The organism is Rhodococcus sp. SGAir0479, from assembly GCF_005484805.1.
GTDB lineage: Bacteria > Actinomycetota > Actinomycetes > Mycobacteriales > Mycobacteriaceae > Prescottella.
Map to the genome: position 1 here is coordinate 2,471,758 of NZ_CP039432.1, position 25,419 is coordinate 2,497,176.

Sequence of the window (25,419 nt, forward strand, 5' to 3'; positions counted from 1 at the left end):
CCCTGGGTTCAGGGACCGGGCAGCGGCGGGAGGAAGGAGGGTCAGCCGAGCAGCGCGTCGACGAAGGCCCCCGGTTCGAAGGGCGCGAGGTCGTCGGCGCCCTCGCCGAGACCGACGAGCTTGACCGGCACACCGAGCTCGTGCTGGACCTGGAACACGATGCCGCCCTTGGCGGTGCCGTCGAGCTTGGTGAGCACGACACCAGTGATGTCGACGACCTCGGCGAACACCCGGGCCTGCATGAGGCCGTTCTGCCCGACGGTGGCGTCGAGCACCAGCAGGACGTCGTCGACGGCGGCCTTCTTCTCGACCACGCGCTTGACCTTGCCCAGCTCGTCCATCAGGCCGGTCTTGGTGTGCAGGCGTCCGGCCGTGTCGATGAGCACGCAGTCGACACCGTCCTCGATGCCCCGGGCGACGGAGTCGAACGCGATCGCGGCGGGATCGCCGCCCTCCTTGCCGCGGACCACCTCGGCACCCACGCGCTCGGCCCACGTCTGCAACTGGTCGGCCGCGGCCGCGCGGAAGGTGTCGGCCGCGCCGAGCAGCACCCGACGGCCGTCGGCGACGAGGACGCGCGCGAGCTTGCCGGTGGTCGTGGTCTTGCCGGTGCCGTTGACACCGACGACGAGCAGCACCGCCGGATGGTCGGCGTGCGGGAGCGCGTGGATGGAGCGGTCCATCTCGGGACGCAGTTCGTCGACGAGCACCTCGCGCAGCACGGCGCGCGCCTCGGCCTCGGTGCGGACACCGCGCGCCGCCATCTCCTCGCGCAACCGAGTGACGACCTTGGTGGTGGTCGCGGTGCCGAGGTCGGCGATCAGCAGCGTGTCCTCGACCTCTTCCCACGAGTCCTCGTCGAGGTCGCCACCGCCGAGCAGGCCCAGCAGGCTCTTGCCGACCGCGTTCTGCGACCGCGACAGCCGGCCACGCAGACGATCCAGGCGGCCCGCGGTGGGAGCGATCTCCTCGATCGCGGGTGCCGCGGCGCCCGGCTCCGGCTCGACCACGACCACCGAGTCGGGGGCGGCGGGTTCGGGCGCGGGCGGGGCGGGCGGCTCCGGCGTGGGAGCAAGCTCGGCGGGCGCCTCGGGTTCGGCAGGAGCCGCGGGCTCGGCGGGCGGGGCGGCCGGAGCCGACTCCTCGGCGACGGGTTCCGCGGCCGGCGCGGGCTCCTCGACGACGGGCTCGGGCGCCACCGTGGGCTGGGGCGGTGCCACCGGCTCGGGCGGTGCGACGGGCTCGGGCGCGATCGGCTCGGCCTTCGGCTCCGGGGCCGGGGTGGGCGGAACCGGCGGCACCACCGGAGGCACCGGCGGAGCGGGCGGCGTCTTCGGTGCGGCCGGGGGCACCTTCGGCGGCGCGGTGGCGGACGGGCCCTGACTGAAGTTGAAGCCTCCCCCGGCCTGATAACCACCCGAACGGTCCTTCGGACGTTCGGTCAGCTCGGGCTTCTCGGGCGCGGCGAGGCTGACGCGGCGGCGCCGGGCCAGAATCAGGCCGACGACGAGTGCCACGACGAGGACGGCCAGTACGGCCGCTATTGCTATCCAGGCTCCGGTAGTCACACCGACATCCTGTCAGGCGACGCGCCGCCGCGGAGCCCCCGGGCGAATCGGCCGCGCGCCGCACCGCAGGTGCTACAGCAGGTCCGCGATGTCCTCGGCGATCTGCTCGGGGGTGACGGTGGGCTCGAAGCGGCGGACCACCTCACCGTCCCGATCGACGAGGAACTTGGTGAAGTTCCACTTCACCTCATCGGTGCCGATCGCCTCGGGGCGGGTCTTGCTCACGTGCTCGTACAGGAAACCGTGGTCCGGGCCGAAGTCGCCTGGGGCGGCGGCACGCAGGTATCGGTACAGCGGGTGGGCGTCGTCGCCGTTGACCTCGAGCTTCGCGTACACCGGGAAGGTGACGTCGTAGTTGACGCTGCAGAACTCCTGGATCTCGGCGTCGTCGCCGGGTTCCTGGTCACCGAACTGGTTGCACGGGAAGCCGACGACCTGCAGGCCCCGGTCCGCGTGCGCGCGGTACAGCGCCTCGAGGCCCTCGTACTGCGGAGTGAGGCCGCACTTGCTCGCCACGTTGACGATCAGCAGCAGCTTGCCCCGGTACGCGCTCAGGTCCTCGGTGGCTCCGTCGGCGGTCCGGACGGGGAAGGTGTGGGCATTCATCGGTTCTCCCGGAGTGTTCGGATACGGCGTGCGGGGTGCACGCCGCTGGGTGCACGGCGCCGGCTCAGCCGGCGACCAGGTTCTGGCCGCGCAGGCGCTGCGAGATGACGGTGGTGATGCCGTCCCCGCGCATGCTGACGCCGTACAGCGCGTCGGCGACCTCCATCGTCGGTTTCTGATGCGTGATCACGATCAGCTGCGACTTCTCCCGCAGCTGCTCGAACAGCCCGATCAGTCTCCGCAGGTTGGTGTCGTCGAGCGCGGCCTCCACCTCGTCCATGACGTAGAACGGCGACGGCCGGGCCCGGAAGATCGCGACCAGCATGGCGACGGCGGTGAGCGACTTCTCGCCGCCCGACAGCAGCGACAGCCGCTTGACCTTCTTGCCGGGCGGGCGGGCCTCGACGTCGATACCGGTCGTCAGCATGTCCGACGGGTCGGTCAGTACGAGTCGACCCTCGCCACCCGGGAACAGCGTCGCGAACACCTCGACGAACTCCCGCTCGACGTCGGTGTACGCCTCGGTGAACAACTGCAGGATCCGCGCATCGACGTCGGCGACCACACCGAGCAGATCCTTGCGCGCGTTCTTGACGTCCTCGAGTTGCGTGGAGAGGAAGTTGTAGCGCTCCTCGAGCGCGGCGAACTCCTCGAGCGCCAGCGGATTGACCTTGCCGAGCGTCGCCAGGTCCTTCTCGGCCCGCTTGGCCCGCCGCTCCTGCGAGGCCCGGTCGTACGGCACCGGCGCGGGCCGGGTGACCTGTTCGCCGCGCTCGCGGGCCTGCTCGTACTCCGCGATCTCCAGCTCGGACGGCGGCAGCGGGACGTCGGGGCCGTACTCGGCGATCAGGTCGTCGGGGGTAATCGCGTGCTGCTCCAGGATTGTCTGCTCGAGCTGCTCGATCCGCAGCGCTGCCTGCGCGCGGGCGACCTCGTCGCGGTGGACGGCGTCGGTGAGCGCCGCCATCTGCCCGGTGAGCTGACGCACCTGCTCCTTGAGCGCCTCCACCTGTTCGGTGTGCGCCGCCCGCAGCCGGGTCAGCTCGTCCCGGTCCGCGGCCGCGGCCGCCACCGCGGTCTCGAGCCGGGCCGCCACCCGGGTGCCCGCGTCGGCGACCGCGGCGGCGACAGCGGCCGCGGCCTGCCGGGCCCGCTGCGCCCGCTCGGCACGCGCCCGCGCCTCCCGCTCGGCCTGGGCGGCGCGGCGCAGCGAATCGGCCTTGCCCCGAACGGATTCCGCTCGCTCCTCGGCGGTCCGCACCGCGAGCCGCGCCTCCACCTCCACCGCCCGCACCTCGGCGAGTGCGGCGGCCGCGAGCTCACGTTCGGCGTCGCTGTGACCGCCCGGGGCCGCCGACGCGTCGTCGGGCCGGGCGTCCACGTCCTCCTCGGCGCGCCGGAGCCGTTCCTCGAGCTCGGCGAGCGACGCGAGCGTCTCCCCCCGGCCCGCTTCTGCCTCGGTGCGCTGCGCGACGAGCCGATCGGACTCGGCGCGCGCGGTGCGCACCACCTGTCCCAGCCGCCCCAGCTGCTCGTAGACGGCGGACAGTGCGGCATCGGATTCGTGCAGCGCTGCGAGGGTCTGCTCGGCCACCTCCGCACGGTCGCGCTGCTCGGCCAGCGCACCGGCCAGCGCCGCGGACAGTTCCTGCGAGCGGCGTTCGGCGTCCCCCAGCGCCGCGACCGACGCGTCGATCGCCGCCTGCACCTCGAGCGTGCTGGGGCGCCGGTCCGAGCCGCCGGTGATCCAGCCGGGACCGAGGAGGTCCCCGGCCCGGGTCACGGCCCGCCACCCGGGCGTCGAGCCGACCAGTGCCAACCCGTCGTCGACGGACTCGACGACCGCGACACCGCCGAGCAGCGCGACGACGCCGGCGCGCGCCCCGTCCGGGACCTCGACGACGTCGACGAGCGGCCGAGCACCGCCGGGAAGATCCGACAGCACCGGCGCGACCGCGGTCTCGGCCGGGAACACGATCGCGGCCCGGCCGCCGTCCCCGTCGGCGAGCGCCCACACCGCGGCGGCCGCGGCCTGCGCCGAGTCCGCGACGAGGGCATCGGCGGCAGGTCCGAGCACCGCCGCGACCGCCGCCTCGAATCCGGCTTCGACGTGCAACAGTTCGGCCACCGCCCCGGTGAGGCCGCCGGTGTGGTGTTCGAGCAGCCACGCGCTGCCGTCCTTGCGTTCCAGACCGATCGCCAGCGCGTCGATGCGGGCCTTCAGCGAGACCACCTGCTGACCCGCGTCGCGCTCCTCGGCCTGCAGCTGCGCGACCCGTCCGGAGACGAGTTCCAGTGCGGCGACGGCACGTTCGTGCTGGCCGTCGAGTCCCACCTCACCGGCGTCCAGGTCGTCGACCGTGGCCGCGACGGCGTCGAACTCGGCCTGCGCGGCGTCACCGCGCTGTCGGGCCTCCTCGATCGCGACGTCGAGGCGGGCAACCTCGGCGTCGACGGATTCGGCCCGTGTCCGCAGGGTGTCGACCTGACCGGCCAACCGGGCCAGCCCCTCCCGGCGATCGGCCGCAGCGCGGACCGCGGCCAGGTGCGCCCGCTCGGCCGCCGCGGCCGCCTCCTCCCGGTCGGCGAGTTGTTCGCGGGCAGCATCGAGGGTCGCCCGCGCCAGTTCGACGGCCGCGACCAGTTCGGCTTCCTCCTGCGCGATCCGGTCGGCGCGGGCCTCCATCTCGTCGGGGTCCTGGCTCCGACCAGCCACCGGCTCGGCTTCGAGATGCCGGGCGCGTTCCTGCGCGATCCGGACGGTCGCGCTCACCCGTTCGGCCAGCGCCGACAACCGGAACCACGTCTGGCCGGCGGCCTCCGCCTGCGGGGCCAGCCGGGCCAGCGCCTGCTCGTGGCCGCCCAACTCGGCGGTCGCAGCGTCCAGTGCGGCCTGCACCGCCTCCTGCTGTTCGCGGGCGCGCTTCTCGTCGTGCGTCTGGTTCGCCAGCTCGGCGCGGCGCGCAACGAGGTCGTCGGCCGCCAGGCGCAGGCGGGCGTCCCGAAGATCCGCCTGCACGGTCTGGGCCCGGCGGGCGACCTCGGCCTGCCGGCCCAGGGGCTTGAGTTGTCGGCGCAGTTCCGCGGTGAGGTCGTTGAGGCGGGCCAGGTTGGCCTGCATGGCGTCGAGCTTGCGGACCGCCTTTTCCTTGCGCTTGCGATGCTTGAGGACGCCGGCCGCCTCCTCGATGAACGCGCGCCGCTCCTCGGGCCGGGACTCGAGGATCGCCGACAACTGTCCCTGGCCCACGATGACGTGCATTTCGCGGCCGATGCCGGAGTCGCTCAGCAACTCCTGCACGTCCATGAGGCGGCACGAGTTGCCGTTGATCTCGTACTCGCCGGCCCCGTCCCGGAACATCCGCCGGGTGATGGACACCTCGGAGTACTCGATGGGCAGGGCACCGTCGGAGTTGTCGATCGTGAGGGTGACCTCGGCACGCCCCAGCGGGCTCCGCCCGGCGGTGCCGGCGAAGATCACGTCCTGCATCTTACCGCCGCGCAGCGCCTTGGCGCCCTGCTCGCCCATCACCCAGGTGAGCGCGTCGACGACGTTCGACTTACCCGAGCCGTTGGGCCCCACCACGCACGTGATGCCGGGCTCGAACCGCAGAGTCGTTGCGGACGCGAAGGATTTGAAACCCTTCAGCGTCAGACTCTTCAGATGCATGACGGTGGACTCTACCTGCGGATCAGCGCTCGACGAACCCGGAAAGTCCCCCGCGCGCCGCACCGAAGTGCTCGACCACCAGGGTCACACTTCCGGGCGTCTCACCCGAGCGCAGCAGCGCGAGGAGCCGCTCGAGCGCATCCCGCGACCCTTCGGCGATCACGAGCACCCGGCCGTCGGCGTGGTTGGTCGCGTGACCGACCAGCCCCAGTTCGAGCGCCCGGGCCCGGGTCCACCACCGGAACCCGACGCCCTGGACGTAGCCGTGGACCCAGGCGGTGAGGCGTTCGATCTCGTCGGTGTCGTACATGGGGGCCATTATCGATCGGCGGGCTCGGGTCGCGGACGGCTCGGCGCTCAGTCCTGCGTGACGTTCAGGGTGATCGTGGTGCCCGCCTTCAGCGTGCGCCCGACCGTGCACACCTTGTCGATCGACCGTTCGACGAGCGCGACCAGCCGGTCCCGCGCCGCCTCGTCGAGTTCACTCAGGTCGAGCTCGAGCGTCTCCTCGAGATGCGGGTACACCTCGTTCTCCCGGTCGGCGGCACCCGAGACCCGGATCGTCGCGTCGTAGTCGTCACCGAGCCGGCGCGACAGCGGGAAGTCCGAGCTCATGCCGGAGCACGCCGCCAGCGCGATCTTGAGCAGCTCGCCGGGCGTGAACACGCCCTCCACCGATTCCGATCCGATCCGCACCTCGGCGCCGCGAGAGCTGCGACCGGTGTACAGGCGTGTGCCGGTGCGCTCCACCCACAGTTCGGTCGGAGCGGGAGCGGAGTTCGGAGTCTGTTCAGCCATGAGTGAAGATCCTGCCATCCGCCCTGTGTCGCGCCGCGCCGCCCGGGGGACTCGGGCGCTCAGGGCGAGGTCAGCAGCCGCGCGAGTCGGTCGAGGTCCTCCTCCACCATGCGGGTGTCACGGTCGAACTCGTCGTCGGTGAGTTCGAGCTGGCGGATCGTGAACACGATCTCCGCACCCTCGGGGTGGGCGAGGACCCGCACCGGATTGGTCACGGTCGCGCCCGACGGCAGCGTCACGTCGTGATCGACGATTCCGTATCCGTTGCGGGGCACGAACCGCACGGTGACCCGCCCCATGGGCGAGTCGACCACGAGCGCGTCCCCCTCGCGCACCACCTCGGTCCTGGCCAGACCCGCCGCCCACCTCGGCAGGTTGTCGGGATCGGACGCGAACTCGTACACCGCATTCGGCGACGCCGCGATCACGCGGCTGACGTGGCGACTGATCATGGACCGATCCTGCCACCGCGGTGGGGCGGACGACAGTACCCACCGCGCCGTTCACACCTGGAAGCGGTACCCCATCCCGGTCTCGGTCAACAGGTGCTGCGGATGCGACGGGTCCTTCTCCAGCTTGCGCCGCAACTGCGCGAGATAGACACGCAGATAATGGGTCTCGGTGGCGTACGCGGGACCCCACACCTCCCGCAGCAACTCCTTCTGCCCCACGAGCTTGCCCTTGTTGCGCACGAGCATCTCGAGCATCCCCCACTCCGTGGGAGTCAGGTGCACCTCCGAACCGTCGCGGGTGACCTTCTTCGCGGCCAGATCCACCGTGAAAGACTCGGTCACCACCACCGGTTCGCTGGTCTCCGCTGCCGCCGCCCCGCGCCGCACCGCGGCCCGCAGCCGCGCGAGGAACTCGTCCATCCCGAACGGCTTGGTGACGTAGTCGTCGGCCCCGGCATCCAACGCCTCCACCTTGTCCGACGAATCCGTGCGCGCCGACAGCACGATCACCGGGGCGGTGCACCAGCCCCGCAGGCCCGCGAGGACCTCGATGCCGTCCATGTCGGGCAGACCGAGATCGAGCACGATCACCTCGGGATGCTTGTCGGCCGCCGCGCGCAACGCGGCCGCCCCGGTCGACGCCGTCGTCACCTCGTAGCCACGGACGCTCAGATTGATCCGCAGCGCCCGCAGGATCTGCGGCTCGTCGTCGACCACCAGTACCCGGATCATCGGGCTCCCTCCGCACCGTCTGCCGGCCCCGCCGGCCCATCATCTGCCGGCCCCGCCGGCGCACCGTCCTCCGTGGACTCCCCGGGCCAGGCTGCCAGTTCCACCACCATCGTCAGACCCCCGCCAGGGGTGTCCGTCGCGCTCACCGTGCCACCCATCGCCTCGACGAATCCCTTGACCACCGACAGCCCCAACCCGACGCCCGTGGTGTTGTCCCGGTCGCCGAGCCGCTGGAACGCGTCGAACACCTGCTCGTGGGTGCCGCGCACGAGCCCACGCCCGGTGTCGGCCACGGTGATCGTGGTCCGGTCGCCGATGCGGGCCGCACCGATCCGCACCGGCTCGTCCGGCGCATGCCGGAGCGCGTTGTCGACGAGGTTGGCCAGCACCCGCTCGAGCAGGCCGGCGTCGGCCATCACCGCGGCGTCCCCCACCTCGACCTTCACCTGATCCCGCACCCGCCGCGCCGAACCGGGCCCGCCGAAGCCGGCGCCGACCAGCGCGCGGTGCACCACCTCCTCGAGGTAGACCCGTCGCAGCGTCGGTTTCACGACGCCCGCAGCCAGCCGCGACGAATCGAGCAGGTTGCCGACGAGCGCGGTCAGCTGGTCGGCCGACTCCTCGATGGTGGCCAGCAGCTCCGCGGTGTCCTCGGGCGAGAACTCGATGTCGTCGCTGCGCAGGCTCGACACCGCGGCCTTCACGGCGGCGAGCGGGGTGCGCAGGTCGTGGCTGACGGCCGAGAGCAGCGAACGGCGCAGCCGGTCGGCCTCGGCCAGGGCCGAAGCCTGGCCCGCCTCCTCGGCGAGCTGACGCTGGCGGATCAGCCCGACGGCCTGATTCGCGACCGCATAGAGAACCTTTCGGTCCCGCGCACCCAGTTCGTTCCCCCCTAGCAGCAGCGCGTACTCGCCGTCACCGGCCTCGCACACGGTCCCCGCCTCGTCGACGGAAGTCGGCGGCGACACTCCCGCGGAACTGACCACGCCGTCGCCCCGCCGGACCACGCTGACGCCCGTCTGTGCGTATGTCTCACGCACCTTCTCGAGCAGCGCCGGCAGATCCGCGCCACGTAGCACCGACCCCGCGAACAGTGCCAGCAGCTCGGCCTCCTGTGACGCCCGCCGGGCGTCTCGCGCCCTTTCGGCCGCCGCGTCGACCAGCACCGCGACCGCGACCGCCACGACCAGCAACACCACGGTGGTGATGAAGTTGTCGGGCTGGGCGATCGTGAGGCTGTGGAGCGGCGCCGTGAAGAAGTAGTTGAGCAGCAGCCCGGAGACGAGAGCGGACACGATCGCCGGCCCGACGCCACCGAGCAACGCGACAGCCAGGACTACCACGAAGAACAGGGCGTTCTGGCCCCCGACACCGGAGAACCGGTCGACGACCCCCATCAGCACACTCGCGAGCGACGGCACGACCACCGCCGCCAGCCAGGACACCAGCCGGCGCTCGCGGCTTCCGCGGATCGAGATTCGGCTGCGAGTGGCGGCCTCGTCGTGCGTGACCATGTGGACGTCGATCTTCCCGGACTGCTGGACGATGGCCGCCCCGATGCCCTCGTCGAAGATCCGCGCCCATCGCGACCTCCGTGACGTCCCGATCACCAGCTGCGTGGCGTTGACCTCTCGGGCGAACTCGAGCAGCGTCGTCGGGACGTCGTCGCCCACCACGCTGTGCAGGCTCGCGCCGATGTTCGCCGCCAACTTGCGCACCCGGCCCATGTCGGAGGCCGAGACGCCTTCCCGACCGTCACCGCGCACGACGTGCACGACCATCAGTTCGGCGCTGGACCTACCGGCGATGCGCCCGGCCCGGCGGACCAGCGTCTCGGATTCGGGGCCACCGGTGACCGCGACGACCACCCGCTCCCGCGTCTCCCACGTGTCGGTGATCTTGTTCTCGGCCCGGTACTTCGCGAGCGCCGCGTCCACCTGGTCGGCCACCCACAGCAGCGCCAGTTCGCGCAACGCCGTCAGATTCCCGCGCCGGAAGTAGTTACCCAGCGCCGCATCGACCTTGTCGGCCGCATACACGTTCCCGTGAGAGAGCCTGCGCCGCAACGCCTCCGGCGTGATGTCGACCAACTCCACCTGCGCGGCCGAACGCACCACCTCGTCGGGCACGGTCTCGTGTTGCGCCACGCCCGTGATCTGCTGCACCACGTCGTTGAGACTTTCCAGATGCTGCACGTTGAGCGTCGACAGCACGTCGATGCCCGCGTCGAGCAGTTCGTTCACGTCCTGCCAACGCTTCTCGTTGCGGCTGCCCGGCGTGTTCGTGTGCGCCAGTTCGTCCACCAGCACCACCGCGGGCCGACGCGCCAGCACCGCCTCGACGTCGAGTTCGGGCATCGCGGTGCCGCGGTACCGGACCAGCTTCGGTGCGACTACCTCGAGCCCGGACAGTTGCGCGGCGGTGCGGGGGCGGCCGTGGGTCTCCACGACGGCCGCCACGACGTCACCGCCACGCTCGACCCGCCGCTGCGCCTCCCCGAGCATCGCGTACGTCTTGCCCACGCCCGGCGCCGCACCGAGATAGATCCGCAGTTCTCCGCGTCGACGCGGGCGGGCCGGCTCGAGGTTGCTCACCCCGTCATCATTCACCCGGCGCCACCGGGCCGCACCCAGGCGCGGTCAGTCCCAGTGCCACGTTGAGCTCGAGTACGTTCACCCGCTCGGCCCCGAGGAACCCGAACTGCCGGCCGTCGGTGTGCTCGGCGACCAACTCGCGCACCCACCCCTCGCTCAGGCCGTTGGCGGCGGCGACACGGCGCACCTGCAGCGCGGCGTATTCCGGCGAGATGTGCGGGTCGATCCCGGACCCGGAGCCGGTGACGGCGTCGACCGGCACGTCGGTCGCCGCCACCCCCTCCCGTTCGGCGACTGCGGCACGCCGGGCTACGACGAACCCGGCGAGCACCTCGCTGCTGGGCCCCTGGTTGGACGGCAGCGCCGCGGCCGGGTCGCCCGTGGCGAAGGGGTCGTTGCCCGTGACCGAACCGACCACTCGGTTGTGGAAGAACGGGTCCGGCTGGCCCGCCGGCGCCGTGGGATCGACTCCCACCCAACGGCTTCCGACCACGCACCCGGCCGCGTCGGCCACCGGCGACCCCTCCGCGGAGCCCGCACCGAGGCGCCCGACTCCCCACACCGCGGCCGGGTACAGCACCCCGAGGATCGCGGTGAGGGCGAGCAGCACCAGCAGCCCGGCCCACACCTGTTTGAGCATTGTGATTCCGAATCTCATTGGGTTCACCCGATTCCAGGAACGAGGCGGACGACGAGGTCGATCAGCCAGATGCCGATGAAGGGGGTGACGACACCACCCACACCGTAGATCAACAGGTTGCGGCCGAGCAGCTTCGACGCCGCCGCCGGCCGGTAGCGGACTCCCTTGAGTGCCAACGGGATCAGACCGATGATGACGAGGGCGTTGAAGATCACCGCCGACAGGATCGCCGACTGCGGGCTCGCCAGCTGCATGATGTTCAGCACCGCCAGCTGGGGGTAGATGCTGCTGAACAGCGCCGGCAGGATCGCGAAGTACTTCGCCAGATCGTTCGCGAGCGAGAACGTCGTCAGCGCGCCGCGCGTGATCAGCAACTGCTTGCCGATCTCGACCACCTCGATGAGCTTGGTGGGATCCGAGTCCAGATCCACCATGTTGCCGGCCTCCTTGGCCGCCGACGTCCCGGTGTTCATCGCCACGCCCACGTCCGCCTGCGCCAGTGCGGGCGCGTCGTTGGTGCCGTCCCCGGTCATCGCGACCAGCCGGCCGCCCTCCTGTTCCCGGCGGATGCGGTCGAGCTTGTCCTCGGGGGTCGCCTCGGCCATGAAGTCGTCGACGCCGGCCTCCTCGGCGATCGCCCGCGCGGTGAGCGGATTGTCGCCCGTGACCATGATCGTGCGGATGCCCATCGCGCGCAGCTCGGCGAATCGGTCGGCGATCCCCGGCTTGACCACGTCGGTCAGGGCGATCACGCCCAGCACGGTCGCGGTGCCGCGCTCGGCGACGGCGACGACCAGCGGGGTGCCCCCGGCGAGCGCGACCTTCTCCACGGCGGCGGACACGGCCGGGTCGACGGTCGCCCCGAACCCGGCCACCCAGGCCAGCACGGCGTCGCCGGCGCCCTTGCGCACCCGCTGTGGGCCGGCCGCGGTCGCGACGTCCAGACCGCTCATCCGGGTCTGCGCGGTGAACGCCACGAACTCGCCGGCCCGCTCGTGTGCCGCGGCGTCGGTGACCAGCCCGAATCGTTCGGCGCACAGCTCGACGATGCTGCGCCCCTCGGGAGTTCCGTCGGCGAGACTCGACATCCGCGCGGCGGCCGCGAGTTCGACCTCGGACCGACCGGGGGCGGGATACAGCGCCGTCGCCCGTCGGTTGCCGAAGGTGATGGTGCCGGTCTTGTCCATCAGCAGCGTGTCGATGTCTCCGGCGGCCTCCACCGCCCGTCCCGACATCGCCAGGACGTTGCGCTGGACCAGCCGGTCCATCCCGGCGATCCCGATCGCGGACAGCAGCGCCCCGATCGTGGTGGGAATCAGGCACACCAGCAGCGCGATCAACTTGATCGGATCCTGCGCCTCACCGGCGTACTGCCCCATCGGCCCGATCGCGACGACGGCGAGCAGGAAGACGATCGTGAGCGATGCGAGCAGGATGTTCAGCGCGATCTCGTTGGGGGTCTTCTTGCGTGCGGCCCCCTCGACGAGCGCGATCATCCGGTCGACGAACGACTGCCCCGGCGCACACGTGATCTGCACGACGATCCGATCGGACAGCACCGTGGTGCCGCCGGTGACCGCGCAGCGATCACCGCCGGATTCGCGGACCACGGGCGCCGATTCGCCGGTGATGGCGGATTCGTCGACGGTGGCGATGCCGTCGACGACGTCGCCGTCGCCCGGGATCACCTCGCCGGTCGACACCACCACGGTGTCACCGACGGTGAGCGCGGTGGCGGAGACCTCCTCGATCGCACCGGACGCGGTCAGTCGTCGGGCCACGGTGTCCTGTTTGACTTTCCGCAGGCTCGCGGCCTGCGCCTTGCCGCGCCCCTCCGCGACCGACTCGGCGAGGTTCGCGAACAGCACGGTGAACCACAGCCACGCGGCCACCAGCCACGCGAAGAGCGTGGGCTGAGCGATCGCCATGACGGTCGTGACGATCGACCCGACCAGGACCACGAACATCACCGGGTTGCGCGCCTGGTGACGCGGATCGAGTTTGCGCACCGCACCCGGGAGCGACGTGATCAGCTGGCGGGGGCTGAAGATGCCTGCCCGCACCGGTGACTGCCCGGTGCCCGGCTGGTGGACGGTGGTGTCGGTAGCGGTGTCGTCGGTAGTGACGGTCGTATCTGTCGTATCTGTCCGCAGACTCATTGCAGGGCCTCCGAGATGGGCCCGAGAGCGAGGGCCGGGAAGAAGGTGAGGGCCGCGACCAGCACGACGGTGCCGGTGAGCAGGCCCGCGAACATGGGGCCGGCGGTGGGCAGGGTGCCCGCGCCGGCCGGGGTGCGGCGCTGCGCCGAGAGTGATCCGGCGAGGGCGAGCACGAAGAGGATCGGCAGGAAGCGGCCCAGCAACATGCACACGCCGAGCGACGACTGGAACCAGTCGCTGGTCACGGTGAGGCCGCCGAACGCGCTGCCGTTGTTGTTCGACGCCGACGCGTACGCGTAGAGCACCTCGGTGAAACCGTGGATCGACTGCGGGCTACCCGGATCGCCGCTGTTGCCGAGGTATCCGGCGGTGGAACCGAGGATCACCGTGACCCCGGTGCCGATCAGGACGAGCGCGGGCATCACGAGGACCGACAACGCCGCGAGCGTGATCTCCCGCTGCCCCAGCTTCTTGCCGAGGTACTCGGGCGTGCGGCCGACCAGCAAGCCGCCGACGAACACCGCGATCAGCGCCAGCACGAGAATTCCGTAGAGGCCGGTGCCGACACCTCCCGGCGCGATCTCGCCGAGCAGCATGTTCAGCAGCACGGCGCCGCCGCCCAGCGGCGACATGCTGTCGTGCGCCGAGTTGACAGCACCGGTACTGGTGCCGGTGGTGGACACGGCGAACAGCGCCGAGCCGGGGATGCCGAACCGAACTTCCTTGCCTTCCATCATGGATCCGGCCGCGGTCGCGGCCGCACCGCGGGCTCCGGACTCGGCGGCGAGCGTGACCGCGAGCAGCCCGAAGTACAGCGTCGACATCACTGCCAGCAGCGTCAGCCCCTGCCGGCGGTCGCCGACCATGGTGCCGAACGTGCGGGTCAGCGCGACCGGGATGAGCAGGATCGCGAGGATCTCCACGACGTTCGTCAGCGGTGTCGGGTTCTCGAACGGATGCGCGGAGTTGGCAGCGAGGATGCCGCCGCCGTTGGTGCCGAGTTCCTTGATCGCCTCCTGCGAGGCGACCGGTGCGAGCGCGTTGGTGACGCTCGTGCCGTCGAGTCCGGTCGACGCGAATCCGGTGTGGAAAGACTGGATCACGCCCTGGCTCAGCAGCACGAGCGCGACGACGAACGCGATCGGTAGCAAGATGCGCAGGCTGCCGCGGACGAGATCGACCCAGAAGTTGCCGACCTCGCCGCCGCGCGACACCCGGACGAAGCCTCGGATCAGCGCGGCAGCCACCGCCATGCCGACCGCTGCCGAGACGAAGTTCTGGACCGCCAGGCCGGCCGCCTGGGTCAGGTGGCTCATCGTGGTCTCGGGAACGTACGACTGCCAGTTGGTGTTGGCGACGAACGACGCCGCCGTGTTGAACGCGACGGCGGGGCTGACGCCGTCGAGCCCGCCGCCGAGCGGCAGCACGCCCTGGACGCGTTGGAGGAGGTACAGCAGCAGCACGCTCGCGGCGGAGAAGCCGAGCAGGCTGCCCGCGTAGCCGTACCAGGTCTGCTCGGCGCGCGGGTCGATCCGGCAGAGCCGGTAGAGGAAGGATTCCAGGCGCAGGTCGGCCGACCGGAGATCGGTGTCGGTCGTGTAGACCTTCGCCATGTAGTCACCGACGGGGACGTACAGGATCGCGAGCACGGCAACGACCAGTGCTACCTGCAGTCCCGCGGCGAGAGCGGGATTCATGTGGACTGTGACCTTTCAGGGACCACGCTGGCGCGTGTCAGGGACCGCTCGTCGATCACGCGGAGTCAGAACCGTTCGGGGTTCAGCAGCGCGACGAGCAGGTAGACCACCAGGGCGGCGGCGATCACGACGACGACGGCACCGGCCGTTCCCGCAGCGGTCACCGCACGCTCCTCGACTGCAGTCCGCGCAGCACCAGCGCGCACACGATGAACACAGCGATGATCAACCCGACGTATGCCAAGTCAGCCATGGCGTTCCCTTCCGGCTTCGAATTCGGGCGCACGCTCCGGACCGCAGCGTCGCGCGTGGCGTCGGTGTTCGACGCGCACCACCGGAGCCTGCACCCGTCCGGAACCCGTCAGCGCTGTCCTGACACTTCGCTGACGTCGGCACCAGAGCGCATTGACGCGATCTTTACGGCGCCGCCCCCTCGCCTGTGAGGGCGATCACCGAGGGGGGTGTCGGGACGCGGTCCGGCACCCACGGCGCCCGGACCGCTTCTCCCGCAACCGTTCGCATCGGCACGATGCCGGCCCACACGTCCGGGTTCAGATCACCCTCGCCGGGCGGCGCCGCGCGGATCTTGACCGTCCACTGTCCCGGTTCGATCGGCAGCGCCAGGGTGAGGGTCGCGGCCAGTTCCTTGCGCGTCGCCGGCCGCACCTCGGCGCTGCGCCCCGGAACCAGGGCGTCCGACAGGGCCGTCAACGCCTGCTCCGCCTCGTGTGCCGCGAGCGGGATCGGATTCCCGCGCACCACCGCGGAACGGTAGTTGGCCGACGAGTCGAACAAGTTGTCCGCCACCACGATCGCGTCGAGCACGGTGACACACAGCACTGCGGGGGCGGCGGCCGCGACGTGCCGTAGTGCGCCGGCGCCGGTCGAGCCGTGCAGCAGGATCCGGTCACCCACCCGCGCGTACAACATCGGTACCGCCCACGGCATCCCGTCGACGACGGTCGCCAGCGTGCCGACGGAGCACGCGTCGAGAACGGCGTCGAGGTCGGCCCGTTCGGAGCGGGATCGTTCGGGCAGCCTGCGGATACGGGTCATGTCGGTGAAGGAAGTCACGGACGGATCGTCGCCGAATACCGGTTCGGTCGACAGATCCGGAATTGCCCGAGGCGGTAGACCAATTAGAGTCGCGGCATGGCCCGCACCCCGCGCGACGTCCACGTCCGGCTCGAGCTCGCGCCCACCGCGGCACCGCTGCGCCATCGGATCGCCGGAGCCGTCGTCGCGGCGCTCCGGGAGGGCGGGCTCGCACCCGGGGACGCGCTGCCACCGTCGCGCACTCTCGCCGCCGACCTGGGTGTCTCGCGGGCCGCCGTCGTCGACGCGTACGACGAACTGGCGGCCGCGGGCTTCGTGGTCGCGCGCGCCGGGTCGGGAACCCGCGTCGCGGCGGGTGCCGACCGGGCCGCTCGCGCGGGCGTCGAACCGCATGTCCTTCCGCCCACGAGTGTGGCCGCACCTGCTGCCGCGAGTCGGCCGGCGCCCGGTATCGACCTCTCCCCCGGCTACCCGGACACCGAGCTGGTGTCGACGCGGGACTGGCGCAGCGCCTGGCGCTCGGCGGCGGCCGCGCCCGTGCCACCCGGCGTGCCCGGTCCCGACGGACATGCCGAACTACGGCACGCCCTCGCGATGCACCTGCGCCGCACCCGTGGAATCGCCGCTGCCCCCGACGAACTCGTGATCGTACCGGGAGTGGGATCGGCGTTGCGGACCCTCGTGACGGCGTCCGGCGCGGCCGGCCGCACGATCGCTTTCGAGGACCCCGGCTACCCGAAGGCGCGATGGGCGCTCGAGTCGGGCGGGGCCCGCGTCCGCCCCGAGGCCGTCGACGCCGACGGACTCGACCCTGCGCGGGTGCGCGCATCGGACGCGGCCGTCTACTGCACACCGGCACATCAGTATCCGATGGGGTGTCGACTGCCGGCATCGCGTCGGGCCGTGCTCGTCGCCGAGGCGCGGGCCGCCGGGCGCCTGGTGATCGAGGACGACTACGACGGTGAGTTCCGCTACGGCGTGGCTCCGTTACCGGCGTTGCGGAGCGTGGCGGGCGGCCGCGACTGCGTCGCCTACGTGGGAACCGCGTCGAAGATCGTCTCGCCGGGCCTACGCCTGGCCTGGATCGTTCCCCCGCCCGCCCTGGTGCAACCGATTCACGCCGCGCTGCGTGAGAGCGGGGACTCCGCGTGCGCCGTGACATCGGCAGCACTGGCCCGCTTCGTCGACTCCGGCGCTCTCACGCGTCATCTCGCCAGGGCCGCACGCACGTACGCTGCCCGCCGCCACGCATTCGTGGCGGCGCTGCGCCGGTATCTCCCCGACGTCCGGCTGACCGGCGTCGACGCCGGTCTGCACGTGGCGCTGCAGCTGCCGGAGGGTACCGACGACGTCGCCGTCGCCGCGGAGATCGCCCGGCGCGGGGTGAGGGTGCCACCGTTGGCGCGGTATCGGGCGACCGAACCCGGCCCGCGCGGGCTGCTCTGCGGCTATGCGCGGCTGCCCGAATCGAAGGCCGACGCCGCCGCGAGGACGATCGCCGACGTCATCCGCGAACGAGCCGGGGCCGCGGCTGACACCTGGGGCAGCTGTAGGACGAGCGGTTCATGAACTTCTCGCGGCGGATGGGGGCGCCGCAGCGTCGGCACGGCAGATTCTCCTGGCCGTACGCGTTGAGCGACCGGTCGAAGTAGCCGGACTGCCCGTTGACGTTGACGTAGAGGGCGTCGAACGACGTGCCGCCCTGGTCCAGTGCCTCCCGCATGACGTCGCCCACGTGCCCCAGCAGTCGGTGCAGCCTCGGAGCACTGAGCTTGTCGGTGGGACGGTTGCCGTGGATCTCCGCACGCCACAACGCTTCGTCCGCGTAGATGTTGCCCACCCCGGAGACGACCGTCTGGTCGAGCAGCGCGCGCTTGATCTCGGTCTGCTTGCCGCGCAGCACCTTCACCACCGCGGCCGGATCGAACCGCGGGTCGAGTGGGTCACGCGCGATGTGCGCCACCGAGTCCGGCAACTCCGTGCCGTCCACGGTGACGAGGTCTGCGAGCGCCCATCCGCCGAACGTGCGTTGGTCGACGAAACGCAGATCCGTCCCCGAGTCGAGTCGGGCGCGGATTCGCAGGTGCTTCTCGTCGGGGACGGCCGGATCCTGGACGAGCATCTGCCCACTCATTCCCAGGTGCACGACGAGTGCCGTAGCGCTGGGTTCGAGCACGAGCCAGAGATACTTGCCGCGGCGCTCGGCCGCGGCAATCGTCTGCCGCTCCAGCCGCTGCGCGAGGTCCACCGAGCCGAGCAGGTGCCGGCGCACCGCGCGGGGATGGAGCACCTCGACGGAGTCGATCGTCCGGCCGACGACGTGGGCGTCGAGACCCCGCCGTACGACCTCTACCTCGGGAAGTTCGGGCACGCTACGTCTCGCTCCGCCGACGGCCTAGGACTCGACGACGGTCTCGGTCGCCTCGGCGGCTGCGGGCACCTCCGACAGCGCACTCCACGCCGTACTGGCCGCCTTCTGCTCGGCTTCCTTCTTGGAACGCCCGACCCCGACACCGAGAGCGCCGCCACCGACGATGACCGTCGCGGTGAACTCCTTGTCGTGGTCCGGTCCCGTCGCGGTGATCTCGTACACCGGCACCCCCACACCGCGCTCGGCGGTGAGCTCCTGGAGGCTGGTCTTCCAGTCCAGGCCGGCACCGAGCTTGGGTGCACGCGTGAGCAGGTCGGCGAACAGGTCGAGCACCACCTTGCGGGCGGTGTCGATGCCGTACTGCAGGTGGATCGCACCGAGCAGCGACTCCATGCCGTCCGCGAGGATGCTGGGCTTGTCGCGGCCGCCGGTCATCTCCTCGCCCTTGCCGAGCAGTAGATGCGCACCGAGGCCACCGGGTCCCAGGCCGCGAGCCACCTCCGCCAGCGCGTGCATGTTCACGATGCTGGCGCGGATCTTCGCGAGCTCGCCCTCGGACTTCTCGGGGTGCGAGAGGTAGAGGCGTTCGGTGATGGTCAATCCGAGGACCGAGTCACCGAGGAACTCGAGGCGCTCGTTGGTCGGCAGACCCCCGTGCTCGTACGCGTACGAACGGTGGGTGAGCGCGAGCGTCAGGAGGGAATCTTCTACAGGCACGCCAAGAGCGGCGAGGAGGGATCCGTGATCCCCCTCGCCGCCCGCGGGTGCTGTATTACTGTTTTTGCTGGTCACAGCGCCACTGATCAGACTAGACCGCGGCTGTAACCTGACGGCCCTTGTAGGTGCCGCACGACGGGCACGCGATGTGGGGCAGCGTCTTCTCGCCGCAGCCACGGTTCGGGCAGGTGATGAGGGTGGGCGCAGTGGTCTTCCACTGGCTCCGTCGCGACCTCGTGTTGGACCGCGACATTCTGCGCTTGGGGACGGCCACGTCTACTTCTCCTCGTTGTTCTTGCTGGCTTCAGCAGTTGCATTGCTGGCGTCGGATCCTGCACCGAATTTGGCTGCGAGCCCAGCCCAGCGGGGATCCATTATTTCATGACCGTGCCCGGATTCGGCAATCGCCAGGCGAACGCCACATTCGGGGCACAATCCCTCACAGTCGTCGCTGCACAGCGGCTGGAGCGGAAGCTCCAGTCCGACGGCATCGACGATCACCGGTTCGAGGTCGATCTCGTCGTCCACGATCCGGTAGACCTCGTCCTCCTCGGTGGTCTCCTCCGTGGCACTGTTCGGGTACGCGAACAGCTCCGTCAGATGGAGATCCAACGAGTCTTCGAACGGTTCGAGGCAGCGCGAGCACTCGCCGACGAGCGGCGCGTGCACGTCTCCGGTGACGAGGACGCCCTCGGACACCGCCTCGAGCCGCAGATCGAATTCCACATCCGCCCCCTTTTCGATCCCGATGAGATCGAGGCCGATGCGCGCCGGAGCCGGGACGACCCGGGACACGGTACGCATCGAGCCGGGGCTGCGGCCCAGCGAGAGCGTGTCGAGCACGAAACCCTCGTCGCGCGTGGGGCGCGAGGAGTTGTGACGATGGGATGACACGGGATTCTCTTTCAGGAAGAACATGGAACGGGCAACCACTCCACGGTACGCGACGGAGGGTCTCGGAGGGAAATCGACGGTGGCCGCTAGCGGCGCCGGTCGCCGTAGCCGGCGTCGTAGTCCGGCACGCCGGTTCCCGTGCGGAGCTGCTGGCGACCCCGGCCGACCGACCGGATGGTCCCGTTGAGAAAGTCCTCGAACTCCGCGAGCTTCGTGTCGACGTACAGGTCGCACTCGGACCGCAGCCGATCGGACTCGGCGTGCGCCGCGTCGATGACCCGTGCGGACTCGGCGTTCGCGGCCTGGACCACCTCGGCCTGCGAGACGAGCCGCTCCTGCTCGGCGAGGCCGTCGGCGACGGACCGCTCGTACGACGCCTTGCCGGACTCGATCATGCGGTCCGACTCGGCCCGTGCCCGCGAGGTCACGGATTCGTACTCACGCTGTCCCTCCGCGACGGTCGCATCGGCTTCCTCACGCGCCTCGTGCACCAACTGCTCGGCATGCGAGCGGGCCTCGGCGACCATGCGGTCGGCCTGTGCCTTGGCGTCCGCGAGGATCCGGTCCGCGTTCTCACGCGCGTCCGTAATCGTCTCGTGGGCCTCCGCATTGGCGCGGGTGACGGTCTGTTCGGCGTTCTGCCGAGCGTCACCGACGAGCTTGTCGCGGTGATCCAGCACGTCCTGCGCGTCGTCCAGCTCGCCCGGAATCGCGTCCCGCACGTCGTCGAGAAGCTCGAGGACGTCTCCACGCGGCACGACGCATCCCGCGGTCATCGGAACGCCACGCGCCTCCTCGACGATCGCGACTAGCTCGTCGAGTGCCTCGAATACCCGGTACACGCACAACCCCAATCGTCAGTTGCCATCGCTGGTGCTGGAAACAGTCTGCCCCAGTAACGGCACACCGGCCGCGCGGCGGCCGGTGTGTCGGCCGTGGGACTCGCTCAGCCCCGCTCTGCCGCGCGCTCGGCGAGCCGCGCAACGAGCCGGGCGTGGACCTTGTCGGGGACCATGTCGGCGACCTCTCCACCGAACGTCGCGACCTCCTTGACGAGCGAGCTCGACAGGAAACTGTAGGTCGGGTTGGTGGGGATGAAGAGCGTGTCGACGCCCGAGAGCTTCTGGTTCATCTGCGCCATCTGCAGCTCGTAGTCGAAGTCGTTGGCGCCGCGCAGGCCCTTCACGATCGCCGTTATCCCTTGCGACTTCGCGTAATCGACGAGGAGACCGTGCCACGCCGCCACCCGCACGTTGCCGAGGTGGCCGGTGGCGTCCTCGAGCATCTCGATGCGCTCGTCGACGGTGAACAGACCGCTCTTGCTCTTGTTGATCATCACGGTGACGACGACCTCGTCGAACAGGGCGGCCGCACGGCCGATCACGTCCAGATGACCGTTGGTCACGGGGTCGAAGGATCCGGGGCAGACGGCGCCAGTCATGAATCCAGACCGTAGCAGGTAGCGACCTCGATTCTGGTCTCGCCGTATCGCTTGACCCGCTCGGCGCGCATCCCGTCCGGCCACGACGTCTCGGGTGAGCGGGAGGAGCGCTCCACCACGACGACCGAGCCCTCCCCCACCCAACCGTTCGCGACGAGTGCCCCCAACGCCGCGGTGACGGCCTGTTCGGTCACCGCGTACGGCGGATCCGCAAGCACCACATCGTATTCGCGTTCGGCGGTCCCGCCCACCACCGACGCGACCGACGCGGTCCGCACGACCGCGCCGGGCAGGCCGACCGTCGCCACGTTCTGCTTGACGACGGCGGCCGCCTTCGCGTCGGACTCGACGAGGAGCACGTGCTCGGCTCCCCGCGACAGCGCCTCGAGCCCGAGGGCGCCGGAACCCGCGTACAGGTCCAGCACCGCGGCGCCCTCGAGATCGATCCTGCTGTCGAGCGAGCTGAACAGGGCCTCACGGACGCGTTCGGAGGTGGGCCGGGTACCGCTCGCGGGCACCTTCAACCGCCTGCCCCCGGCTCGGCCGGCGACGATTCGTGTCACGCTCTGGTCCTGTCCGCTCGCTGGTTCGTCACTCGTTGCCGGCAGTCTCCCGCGTCGACACGACGGCGAGGAGATCGCCACCTTCGACCTGCGAGGCGCCGCCGATGGCAACGCGCGAGACGATACCGCTGCGCGGTGCTGTGATCGCCGCCTCCATCTTCATCGCCTCGATCGTGGCGACGGTGTCACCGGCCGACACGTGCTGTCCCTCGGTGACGACCAGGCTCACCACACCCGCGAAGGGCGCAGCGACGTGGCCGGGGTTGTTCCGGTCGGCCTTCTCGACCGCGGGTGCCTCGCTGGCGACGGACCGGTCCCGCACCGACACCGGCCGCAGCTGGCCGTTGAGGATGCACATGACCGTCCGGTAGCCGCGCTCGTCGGGCTCGGAGATCGCCTCCAGGCCGATCAGGAGTTCCACACCCTTGTCGAGCTTGACCCGGTGTTCCTCGCCACGGCGCAGGCCGTAGAAGAACTGGTTGGCCGACAGCTGCGACGTGTCGCCGTACTTGTCGCGGTGCTCCTCGAATTCCTTGGTGGGGCCGGGGAACAGCAGGCGGTTCAGGGTCGCCTGGCGCTCCTCGGACGAGCCCGACAGGCCCTTCTCCTCCTCCGGGCTGAGCGGGGTCTCCGCCTTGGCCGGACCGCGGCCCTCGAGGGCCTTGCTGCGGAACGGTTCCGGCCAGCCGCCCGCCGGGGTGCCGAGCTCGCCGCGCAGGAAACCGACGACCGAGTCGGGGATGTCGAAGCGGGCCGGATCGGCCGCGAACTCCTCGGCCGGGACGTCGGACCCGACCATGTGCAGGGCGAGATCGCCCACGACCTTCGACGAGGGCGTCACCTTGACCAGACGCCCGAGCATGCGGTCGGCCGCCGCGTACTTGGCCTCCACCTCCTCGAACCGGTCCCCGAGGCCGAGAGCGATGGCCTGCTGACGCAGGTTCGACAGCTGACCGCCGGGAATCTCGTGGGTGTAGACGCGTCCGGTAGGCGCGGGGATGCCGGACTCGAACGGCGCGTACACCTTTCGCAGCGACTCCCAGTACGGTTCCAGGTCGCACACCGCCTGCAGGTCGATCCCGGTGTCGTACTCGGTGTGGGCGGCGGCTGCCACGATCGCCGACAGCGCGGGCTGGCTGGTGGTGCCCGCGAGCGGGGCGGCGGCACCGTCCACGGCATCGGCACCGGCCTGCCACGCGGCGAGGTACGTGGCCAGCTGGCCGCCGGGGGTGTCGTGGGTGTGCACGTGGACGGGCAGGTCGAAGTTTGAACGCAGCGCCGTCACCAGCTTGGTCGCGGCGGGGGCACGCAGCAGTCCGGCCATGTCCTTGATCGCCAGCACGTGGGCGCCGGCTTCGACGATCTCCTCCGCCAGGCGCAGGTAGTAGTCCAGCGTGTAGAGGGTCTCGTTCGGGTTCGCCAGGTCGCCGGTGTAGGACATCGCGACCTCGGCGACGGTGGTGCCGCTCTCGCGGACCGCCTCGATCGCGGGCCGCATCTGGTCGACGTTGTTGAGTGCGTCGAAGATTCGGAAGATGTCGATACCGGTGGCCGCGGCCTCCTCGACGAACGCGCGGGTCACCTTCTCCGGGTACGGCGTGTAGCCGACGGTGTTGCGTCCACGCAGCAGCATCTGCAGGTTGATGTTCGGTACGGCCTCGCGCAGCGCCGCCAGGCGGTACCACGGGTCCTCGTGCAGGAACCGAAGCGCCACATCGTAGGTCGCCCCGCCCCAGGCCTCGATCGACAGCAGTTCGGGCGTCATCCGGGCGACGTGTCCGGCGACGTCGAGCAGACCCGAGGTGCGCACGCGGGTGGCCAGCAGCGACTGGTGCGCGTCCCGGAACGTGGTGTCGGTGACCGCGAGAGCCTTCTGCTCACGCAGGGCCTTCGCGAACCCCTCCGGGCCGAGCGCGAGCAGCCGCTGCCGGGAGCCGTCCGGCGGTGCGACGTCGAGGTCGATCTTCGGCAGCTTGTCGTGCGGGTACACCGCGGTCGGCCGCTCGCCGTGCGGCTTGTTCACCGTCACGTCCGCCAGGTAGTTGAGGATCTTGGTGCCGCGGTCGGCCGAACTGCGCAGCGTCAGCAGCTCCGGCCGCTGCTCGATGAACGACGTCGTCACGCGTCCGGCGCGGAAGTCGTCGTCGTCCAGAACGGCTTGCAGGAACGGGATGTTGGTGGCGACACCGCGGATGCGGAACTCGGTCACCGCGCGCCGGGCGCGGGCGATGGCGGCCGTGAGATCGCGGCCCCGGCAGGTGAGCTTGACCAGCATCGAGTCGAAGTGCGCGCCCACCTCGGCCCCGAGGTGGGCGCCACCGTCCAGTCGCACCCCGGCACCGCCCGGGGTGCGGTAGGCGGTGATGCGGCCGGTGTCCGGACGGAAGCCGTTGGCCGGATCCTCGGTGGTGATCCGGCACTGCAACGCGGCCCCGCGGATGGTGATCGACTCCTGGGACAGTCCGAGGTCGGCCAGCGTCTCGCCCGACGCGATCCGCAACTGGGCCTGCACCAGGTCGACGTCGGTGATCTCCTCGGTCACCGTGTGCTCCACCTGGATGCGCGGATTCATCTCGATGAACACGTGGTTGCCACGGGTGTCGAGGAGGAACTCGACCGTGCCGGCGCACCGGTAGCCGATCTGCTTGGCGAACGCCACCGCGTCAGCGCAGATCCGATCCCGCAGCGCAGGATCGAGATTGGGGGCCGGCGCCAGTTCGATCACCTTCTGGTGGCGACGCTGCACCGAGCAGTCCCGCTCGAACAGGTGGATCACGTTGCCCTCGCCGTCGGCGAGGATCTGGACCTCGATGTGCCGCGGATCGACCACCGCCTGCTCGAGGAACACCGTCGGATCGCCGAACGCCGACTCCGCCTCGCGCGAGGCCGCCTCGATGGACTCCCGCAGCTGAGCGCGCTCGGCGACCCGGCGCATACCGCGACCACCGCCGCCGGCGACGGCCTTCACGAAGACGGGGAACTCCATGTCCTCCGCCGCTGCCAACAGCGCATCGACGTCCGCCGACGGTTCCGACGACGTCAACACCGGCAGACCCGCGGCCTTCGCCGCCGCGATCGCGCGCGCCTTGTTGCCGGTCAACTCGAGCACGTCGGCCGACGGACCGACGAACGTGAGCCCGTTCGCCTCGCATGCCGCTGCGAGATCCGGGTTCTCCGACAGGAACCCGTACCCGGGGTAGATCGCGTCCGCGCCGGCGCGTTCGGCCGCGGCGACGATCTCGTCGACCGACAGGTAGGCGCGGACCGGGTGCCCGACCTCCCCGATCTGATACGACTCGTCCGCCTTCAGACGGTGCACCGAGTTGCGGTCTTCGTACGGGAACACCGCCACCGTTCCGGCACCCAGTTCGTAGGCGGCACGGAACGCGCGGATCGCGATTTCGCCGCGGTTGGCGACGAGGACTTTGGTGAACATGGGAAGCAAAGTACCGTGCCGCGCA

The 25,419-nt window shown here is 70.7% G+C and carries 22 protein-coding genes; 1 reads left to right on the forward strand and 21 read right to left on the reverse strand.

The window, feature by feature from the left end; genetic code table 11:
• Window positions 1-41: 41 nt before the first annotated feature.
• The 13 genes from ftsY to E7742_RS11640 all read right to left on the reverse strand — a co-directional run bounded on the left by ftsY (window position 42) and on the right by E7742_RS11640 (window position 15,972).
• Entirely contained in the window at window positions 42-1,568 is a 1,527-nt protein-coding gene (ftsY, locus tag E7742_RS11580; protein ID WP_137799081.1) for a signal recognition particle-docking protein FtsY, read from the reverse strand.
• Window positions 1,569-1,640: 72 nt separating this feature from the next.
• Window positions 1,641-2,174: a glutathione peroxidase gene (locus tag E7742_RS11585; RefSeq protein WP_137799082.1), complete on the reverse strand. Its 534-nt coding sequence runs from the start codon at window positions 2,172-2,174 to the stop codon at window positions 1,641-1,643.
• A 64-nt stretch (window positions 2,175-2,238) separates the two neighbouring features.
• Window positions 2,239-5,844 carry a chromosome segregation protein SMC gene (smc, locus tag E7742_RS11590; RefSeq protein ID WP_137799083.1) on the reverse strand — a complete coding sequence of 1,202 codons (3,606 nt, stop codon included), beginning with the start codon at window positions 5,842-5,844 and terminating at the stop codon, window positions 2,239-2,241.
• Between the two features lie 22 nt (window positions 5,845-5,866).
• Complete coding sequence (locus tag E7742_RS11595) at window positions 5,867-6,154, reverse strand: acylphosphatase (RefSeq protein ID WP_137799084.1); 288 nt, start codon at window positions 6,152-6,154, stop codon at window positions 5,867-5,869.
• A gap of 47 nt (window positions 6,155-6,201) precedes the next feature.
• Window positions 6,202-6,642 (reverse strand): OsmC family protein, encoded by a 441-nt coding sequence (locus E7742_RS11600; protein WP_137799085.1) that lies wholly within the window; start codon window positions 6,640-6,642, stop codon window positions 6,202-6,204.
• A gap of 59 nt (window positions 6,643-6,701) precedes the next feature.
• Window positions 6,702-7,094, reverse strand: a complete 393-nt coding sequence (locus tag E7742_RS11605) for an SRPBCC family protein (RefSeq protein WP_137799086.1) — start codon at window positions 7,092-7,094, stop codon at window positions 6,702-6,704.
• A 51-nt stretch (window positions 7,095-7,145) separates the two neighbouring features.
• A complete protein-coding gene (locus E7742_RS11610; RefSeq protein WP_137799087.1) occupies window positions 7,146-7,826 on the reverse strand; it encodes a response regulator in 681 nt (226 codons plus the stop codon).
• Window positions 7,823-10,420 carry a sensor histidine kinase gene (locus tag E7742_RS11615; protein WP_137799088.1) on the reverse strand — a complete coding sequence of 866 codons (2,598 nt, stop codon included), beginning with the start codon at window positions 10,418-10,420 and terminating at the stop codon, window positions 7,823-7,825. Before E7742_RS11615 ends, E7742_RS11610 begins: the two co-directional genes overlap by 4 nt.
• 7 nt (window positions 10,421-10,427) lie before the next feature.
• Complete coding sequence (locus tag E7742_RS11620) at window positions 10,428-11,078, reverse strand: potassium-transporting ATPase subunit C (protein ID WP_137799089.1); 651 nt, start codon at window positions 11,076-11,078, stop codon at window positions 10,428-10,430.
• A gap of 5 nt (window positions 11,079-11,083) precedes the next feature.
• Window positions 11,084-13,219, reverse strand: coding sequence for a potassium-transporting ATPase subunit KdpB (gene kdpB / locus E7742_RS11625; protein WP_137799090.1), 2,136 nt, complete (start codon window positions 13,217-13,219; stop codon window positions 11,084-11,086).
• The gene (gene kdpA, locus E7742_RS11630) at window positions 13,216-14,916 is read right to left on the reverse strand and encodes a potassium-transporting ATPase subunit KdpA (protein WP_137799091.1); all 1,701 of its coding nucleotides are present in this window, start codon (window positions 14,914-14,916) and stop codon (window positions 13,216-13,218) included. The genes kdpB and kdpA overlap by 4 nt, the downstream gene beginning before the upstream one ends.
• Window positions 14,917-14,981: 65 nt before the next feature.
• Window positions 14,982-15,080: a K(+)-transporting ATPase subunit F gene (gene kdpF, locus E7742_RS11635; protein WP_137799092.1), complete on the reverse strand. Its 99-nt coding sequence runs from the start codon at window positions 15,078-15,080 to the stop codon at window positions 14,982-14,984.
• A 253-nt stretch (window positions 15,081-15,333) separates the two neighbouring features.
• Window positions 15,334-15,972, reverse strand: coding sequence for a pyridoxamine 5'-phosphate oxidase family protein (locus E7742_RS11640; RefSeq protein ID WP_137801164.1), 639 nt, complete (start codon window positions 15,970-15,972; stop codon window positions 15,334-15,336).
• 96 nt (window positions 15,973-16,068) lie between these two features.
• On the opposite strand from E7742_RS11640, the gene pdxR reads away from it, so the two are divergent.
• Window positions 16,069-17,541, forward strand: a complete 1,473-nt coding sequence (gene pdxR / locus E7742_RS11645; RefSeq protein ID WP_137799093.1) for a MocR-like pyridoxine biosynthesis transcription factor PdxR — start codon at window positions 16,069-16,071, stop codon at window positions 17,539-17,541.
• On the opposite strand, the gene mutM is transcribed toward pdxR, so the two are convergent.
• The 8 genes from mutM to E7742_RS11685 form a co-directional block, all read right to left on the reverse strand.
• Entirely contained in the window at window positions 17,477-18,343 is an 867-nt protein-coding gene (mutM, locus tag E7742_RS11650) for a bifunctional DNA-formamidopyrimidine glycosylase/DNA-(apurinic or apyrimidinic site) lyase (protein WP_137799094.1), read from the reverse strand. The genes pdxR and mutM overlap by 65 nt on opposite strands.
• A gap of 24 nt (window positions 18,344-18,367) precedes the next feature.
• A complete protein-coding gene (gene rnc, locus E7742_RS11655; protein ID WP_137799095.1) occupies window positions 18,368-19,135 on the reverse strand; it encodes a ribonuclease III in 768 nt (255 codons plus the stop codon).
• A 16-nt stretch (window positions 19,136-19,151) separates the two neighbouring features.
• On the reverse strand, window positions 19,152-19,334 hold the full coding sequence (gene rpmF / locus E7742_RS11660) for a 50S ribosomal protein L32 (protein ID WP_137799096.1): 183 nt from the start codon (window positions 19,332-19,334) through the stop codon (window positions 19,152-19,154).
• A gap of 2 nt (window positions 19,335-19,336) precedes the next feature.
• Window positions 19,337-19,954 (reverse strand): YceD family protein, encoded by a 618-nt coding sequence (locus E7742_RS11665; RefSeq protein WP_137801165.1) that lies wholly within the window; start codon window positions 19,952-19,954, stop codon window positions 19,337-19,339.
• A gap of 86 nt (window positions 19,955-20,040) precedes the next feature.
• The gene (locus tag E7742_RS11670) at window positions 20,041-20,796 is read right to left on the reverse strand and encodes a DivIVA domain-containing protein (RefSeq protein ID WP_137799097.1); all 756 of its coding nucleotides are present in this window, start codon (window positions 20,794-20,796) and stop codon (window positions 20,041-20,043) included.
• 104 nt (window positions 20,797-20,900) lie between these two features.
• The gene (coaD, locus tag E7742_RS11675; RefSeq protein ID WP_137799098.1) at window positions 20,901-21,395 is read right to left on the reverse strand and encodes a pantetheine-phosphate adenylyltransferase; all 495 of its coding nucleotides are present in this window, start codon (window positions 21,393-21,395) and stop codon (window positions 20,901-20,903) included.
• Window positions 21,392-21,958: a 16S rRNA (guanine(966)-N(2))-methyltransferase RsmD gene (gene rsmD, locus E7742_RS11680; protein WP_137799099.1), complete on the reverse strand. Its 567-nt coding sequence runs from the start codon at window positions 21,956-21,958 to the stop codon at window positions 21,392-21,394. The genes coaD and rsmD overlap by 4 nt, the downstream gene beginning before the upstream one ends.
• 28 nt (window positions 21,959-21,986) lie before the next feature.
• Complete coding sequence (locus tag E7742_RS11685; RefSeq protein WP_137799100.1) at window positions 21,987-25,394, reverse strand: pyruvate carboxylase; 3,408 nt, start codon at window positions 25,392-25,394, stop codon at window positions 21,987-21,989.
• Between the last annotated feature and the right edge of the window lie 25 nt (window positions 25,395-25,419).

Coding starts and splice junctions, on each gene's coding strand:
- smc (WP_137799083.1), bottom strand. CDS start 5,844: ATGCATCTGAAGAGTCTGACGCTGAAGGGTTTCAAATCCTTCGCGTCC.
- E7742_RS11595 (WP_137799084.1), bottom strand. CDS start 6,154: ATGTACGACACCGACGAGATCGAACGCCTCACCGCCTGGGTCCACGGC.
- kdpB (WP_137799090.1), bottom strand. CDS start 13,219: ATGAGTCTGCGGACAGATACGACAGATACGACCGTCACTACCGACGAC.
- E7742_RS11585 (WP_137799082.1), bottom strand. CDS start 2,174: ATGAATGCCCACACCTTCCCCGTCCGGACCGCCGACGGAGCCACCGAG.
- kdpA (WP_137799091.1), bottom strand. CDS start 14,916: ATGAATCCCGCTCTCGCCGCGGGACTGCAGGTAGCACTGGTCGTTGCC.
- coaD (WP_137799098.1), bottom strand. CDS start 21,395: ATGACTGGCGCCGTCTGCCCCGGATCCTTCGACCCCGTGACCAACGGT.
- E7742_RS11610 (WP_137799087.1), bottom strand. CDS start 7,826: ATGATCCGGGTACTGGTGGTCGACGACGAGCCGCAGATCCTGCGGGCG.
- E7742_RS11685 (WP_137799100.1), bottom strand. CDS start 25,394: ATGTTCACCAAAGTCCTCGTCGCCAACCGCGGCGAAATCGCGATCCGC.
- E7742_RS11605 (WP_137799086.1), bottom strand. CDS start 7,094: ATGATCAGTCGCCACGTCAGCCGCGTGATCGCGGCGTCGCCGAATGCG.
- E7742_RS11600 (WP_137799085.1), bottom strand. CDS start 6,642: ATGGCTGAACAGACTCCGAACTCCGCTCCCGCTCCGACCGAACTGTGG.
- pdxR (WP_137799093.1), top strand. CDS start 16,069: ATGGCCCGCACCCCGCGCGACGTCCACGTCCGGCTCGAGCTCGCGCCC.
- E7742_RS11640 (WP_137801164.1), bottom strand. CDS start 15,972: ATGACCCGTATCCGCAGGCTGCCCGAACGATCCCGCTCCGAACGGGCC.
- E7742_RS11620 (WP_137799089.1), bottom strand. CDS start 11,078: ATGAGATTCGGAATCACAATGCTCAAACAGGTGTGGGCCGGGCTGCTG.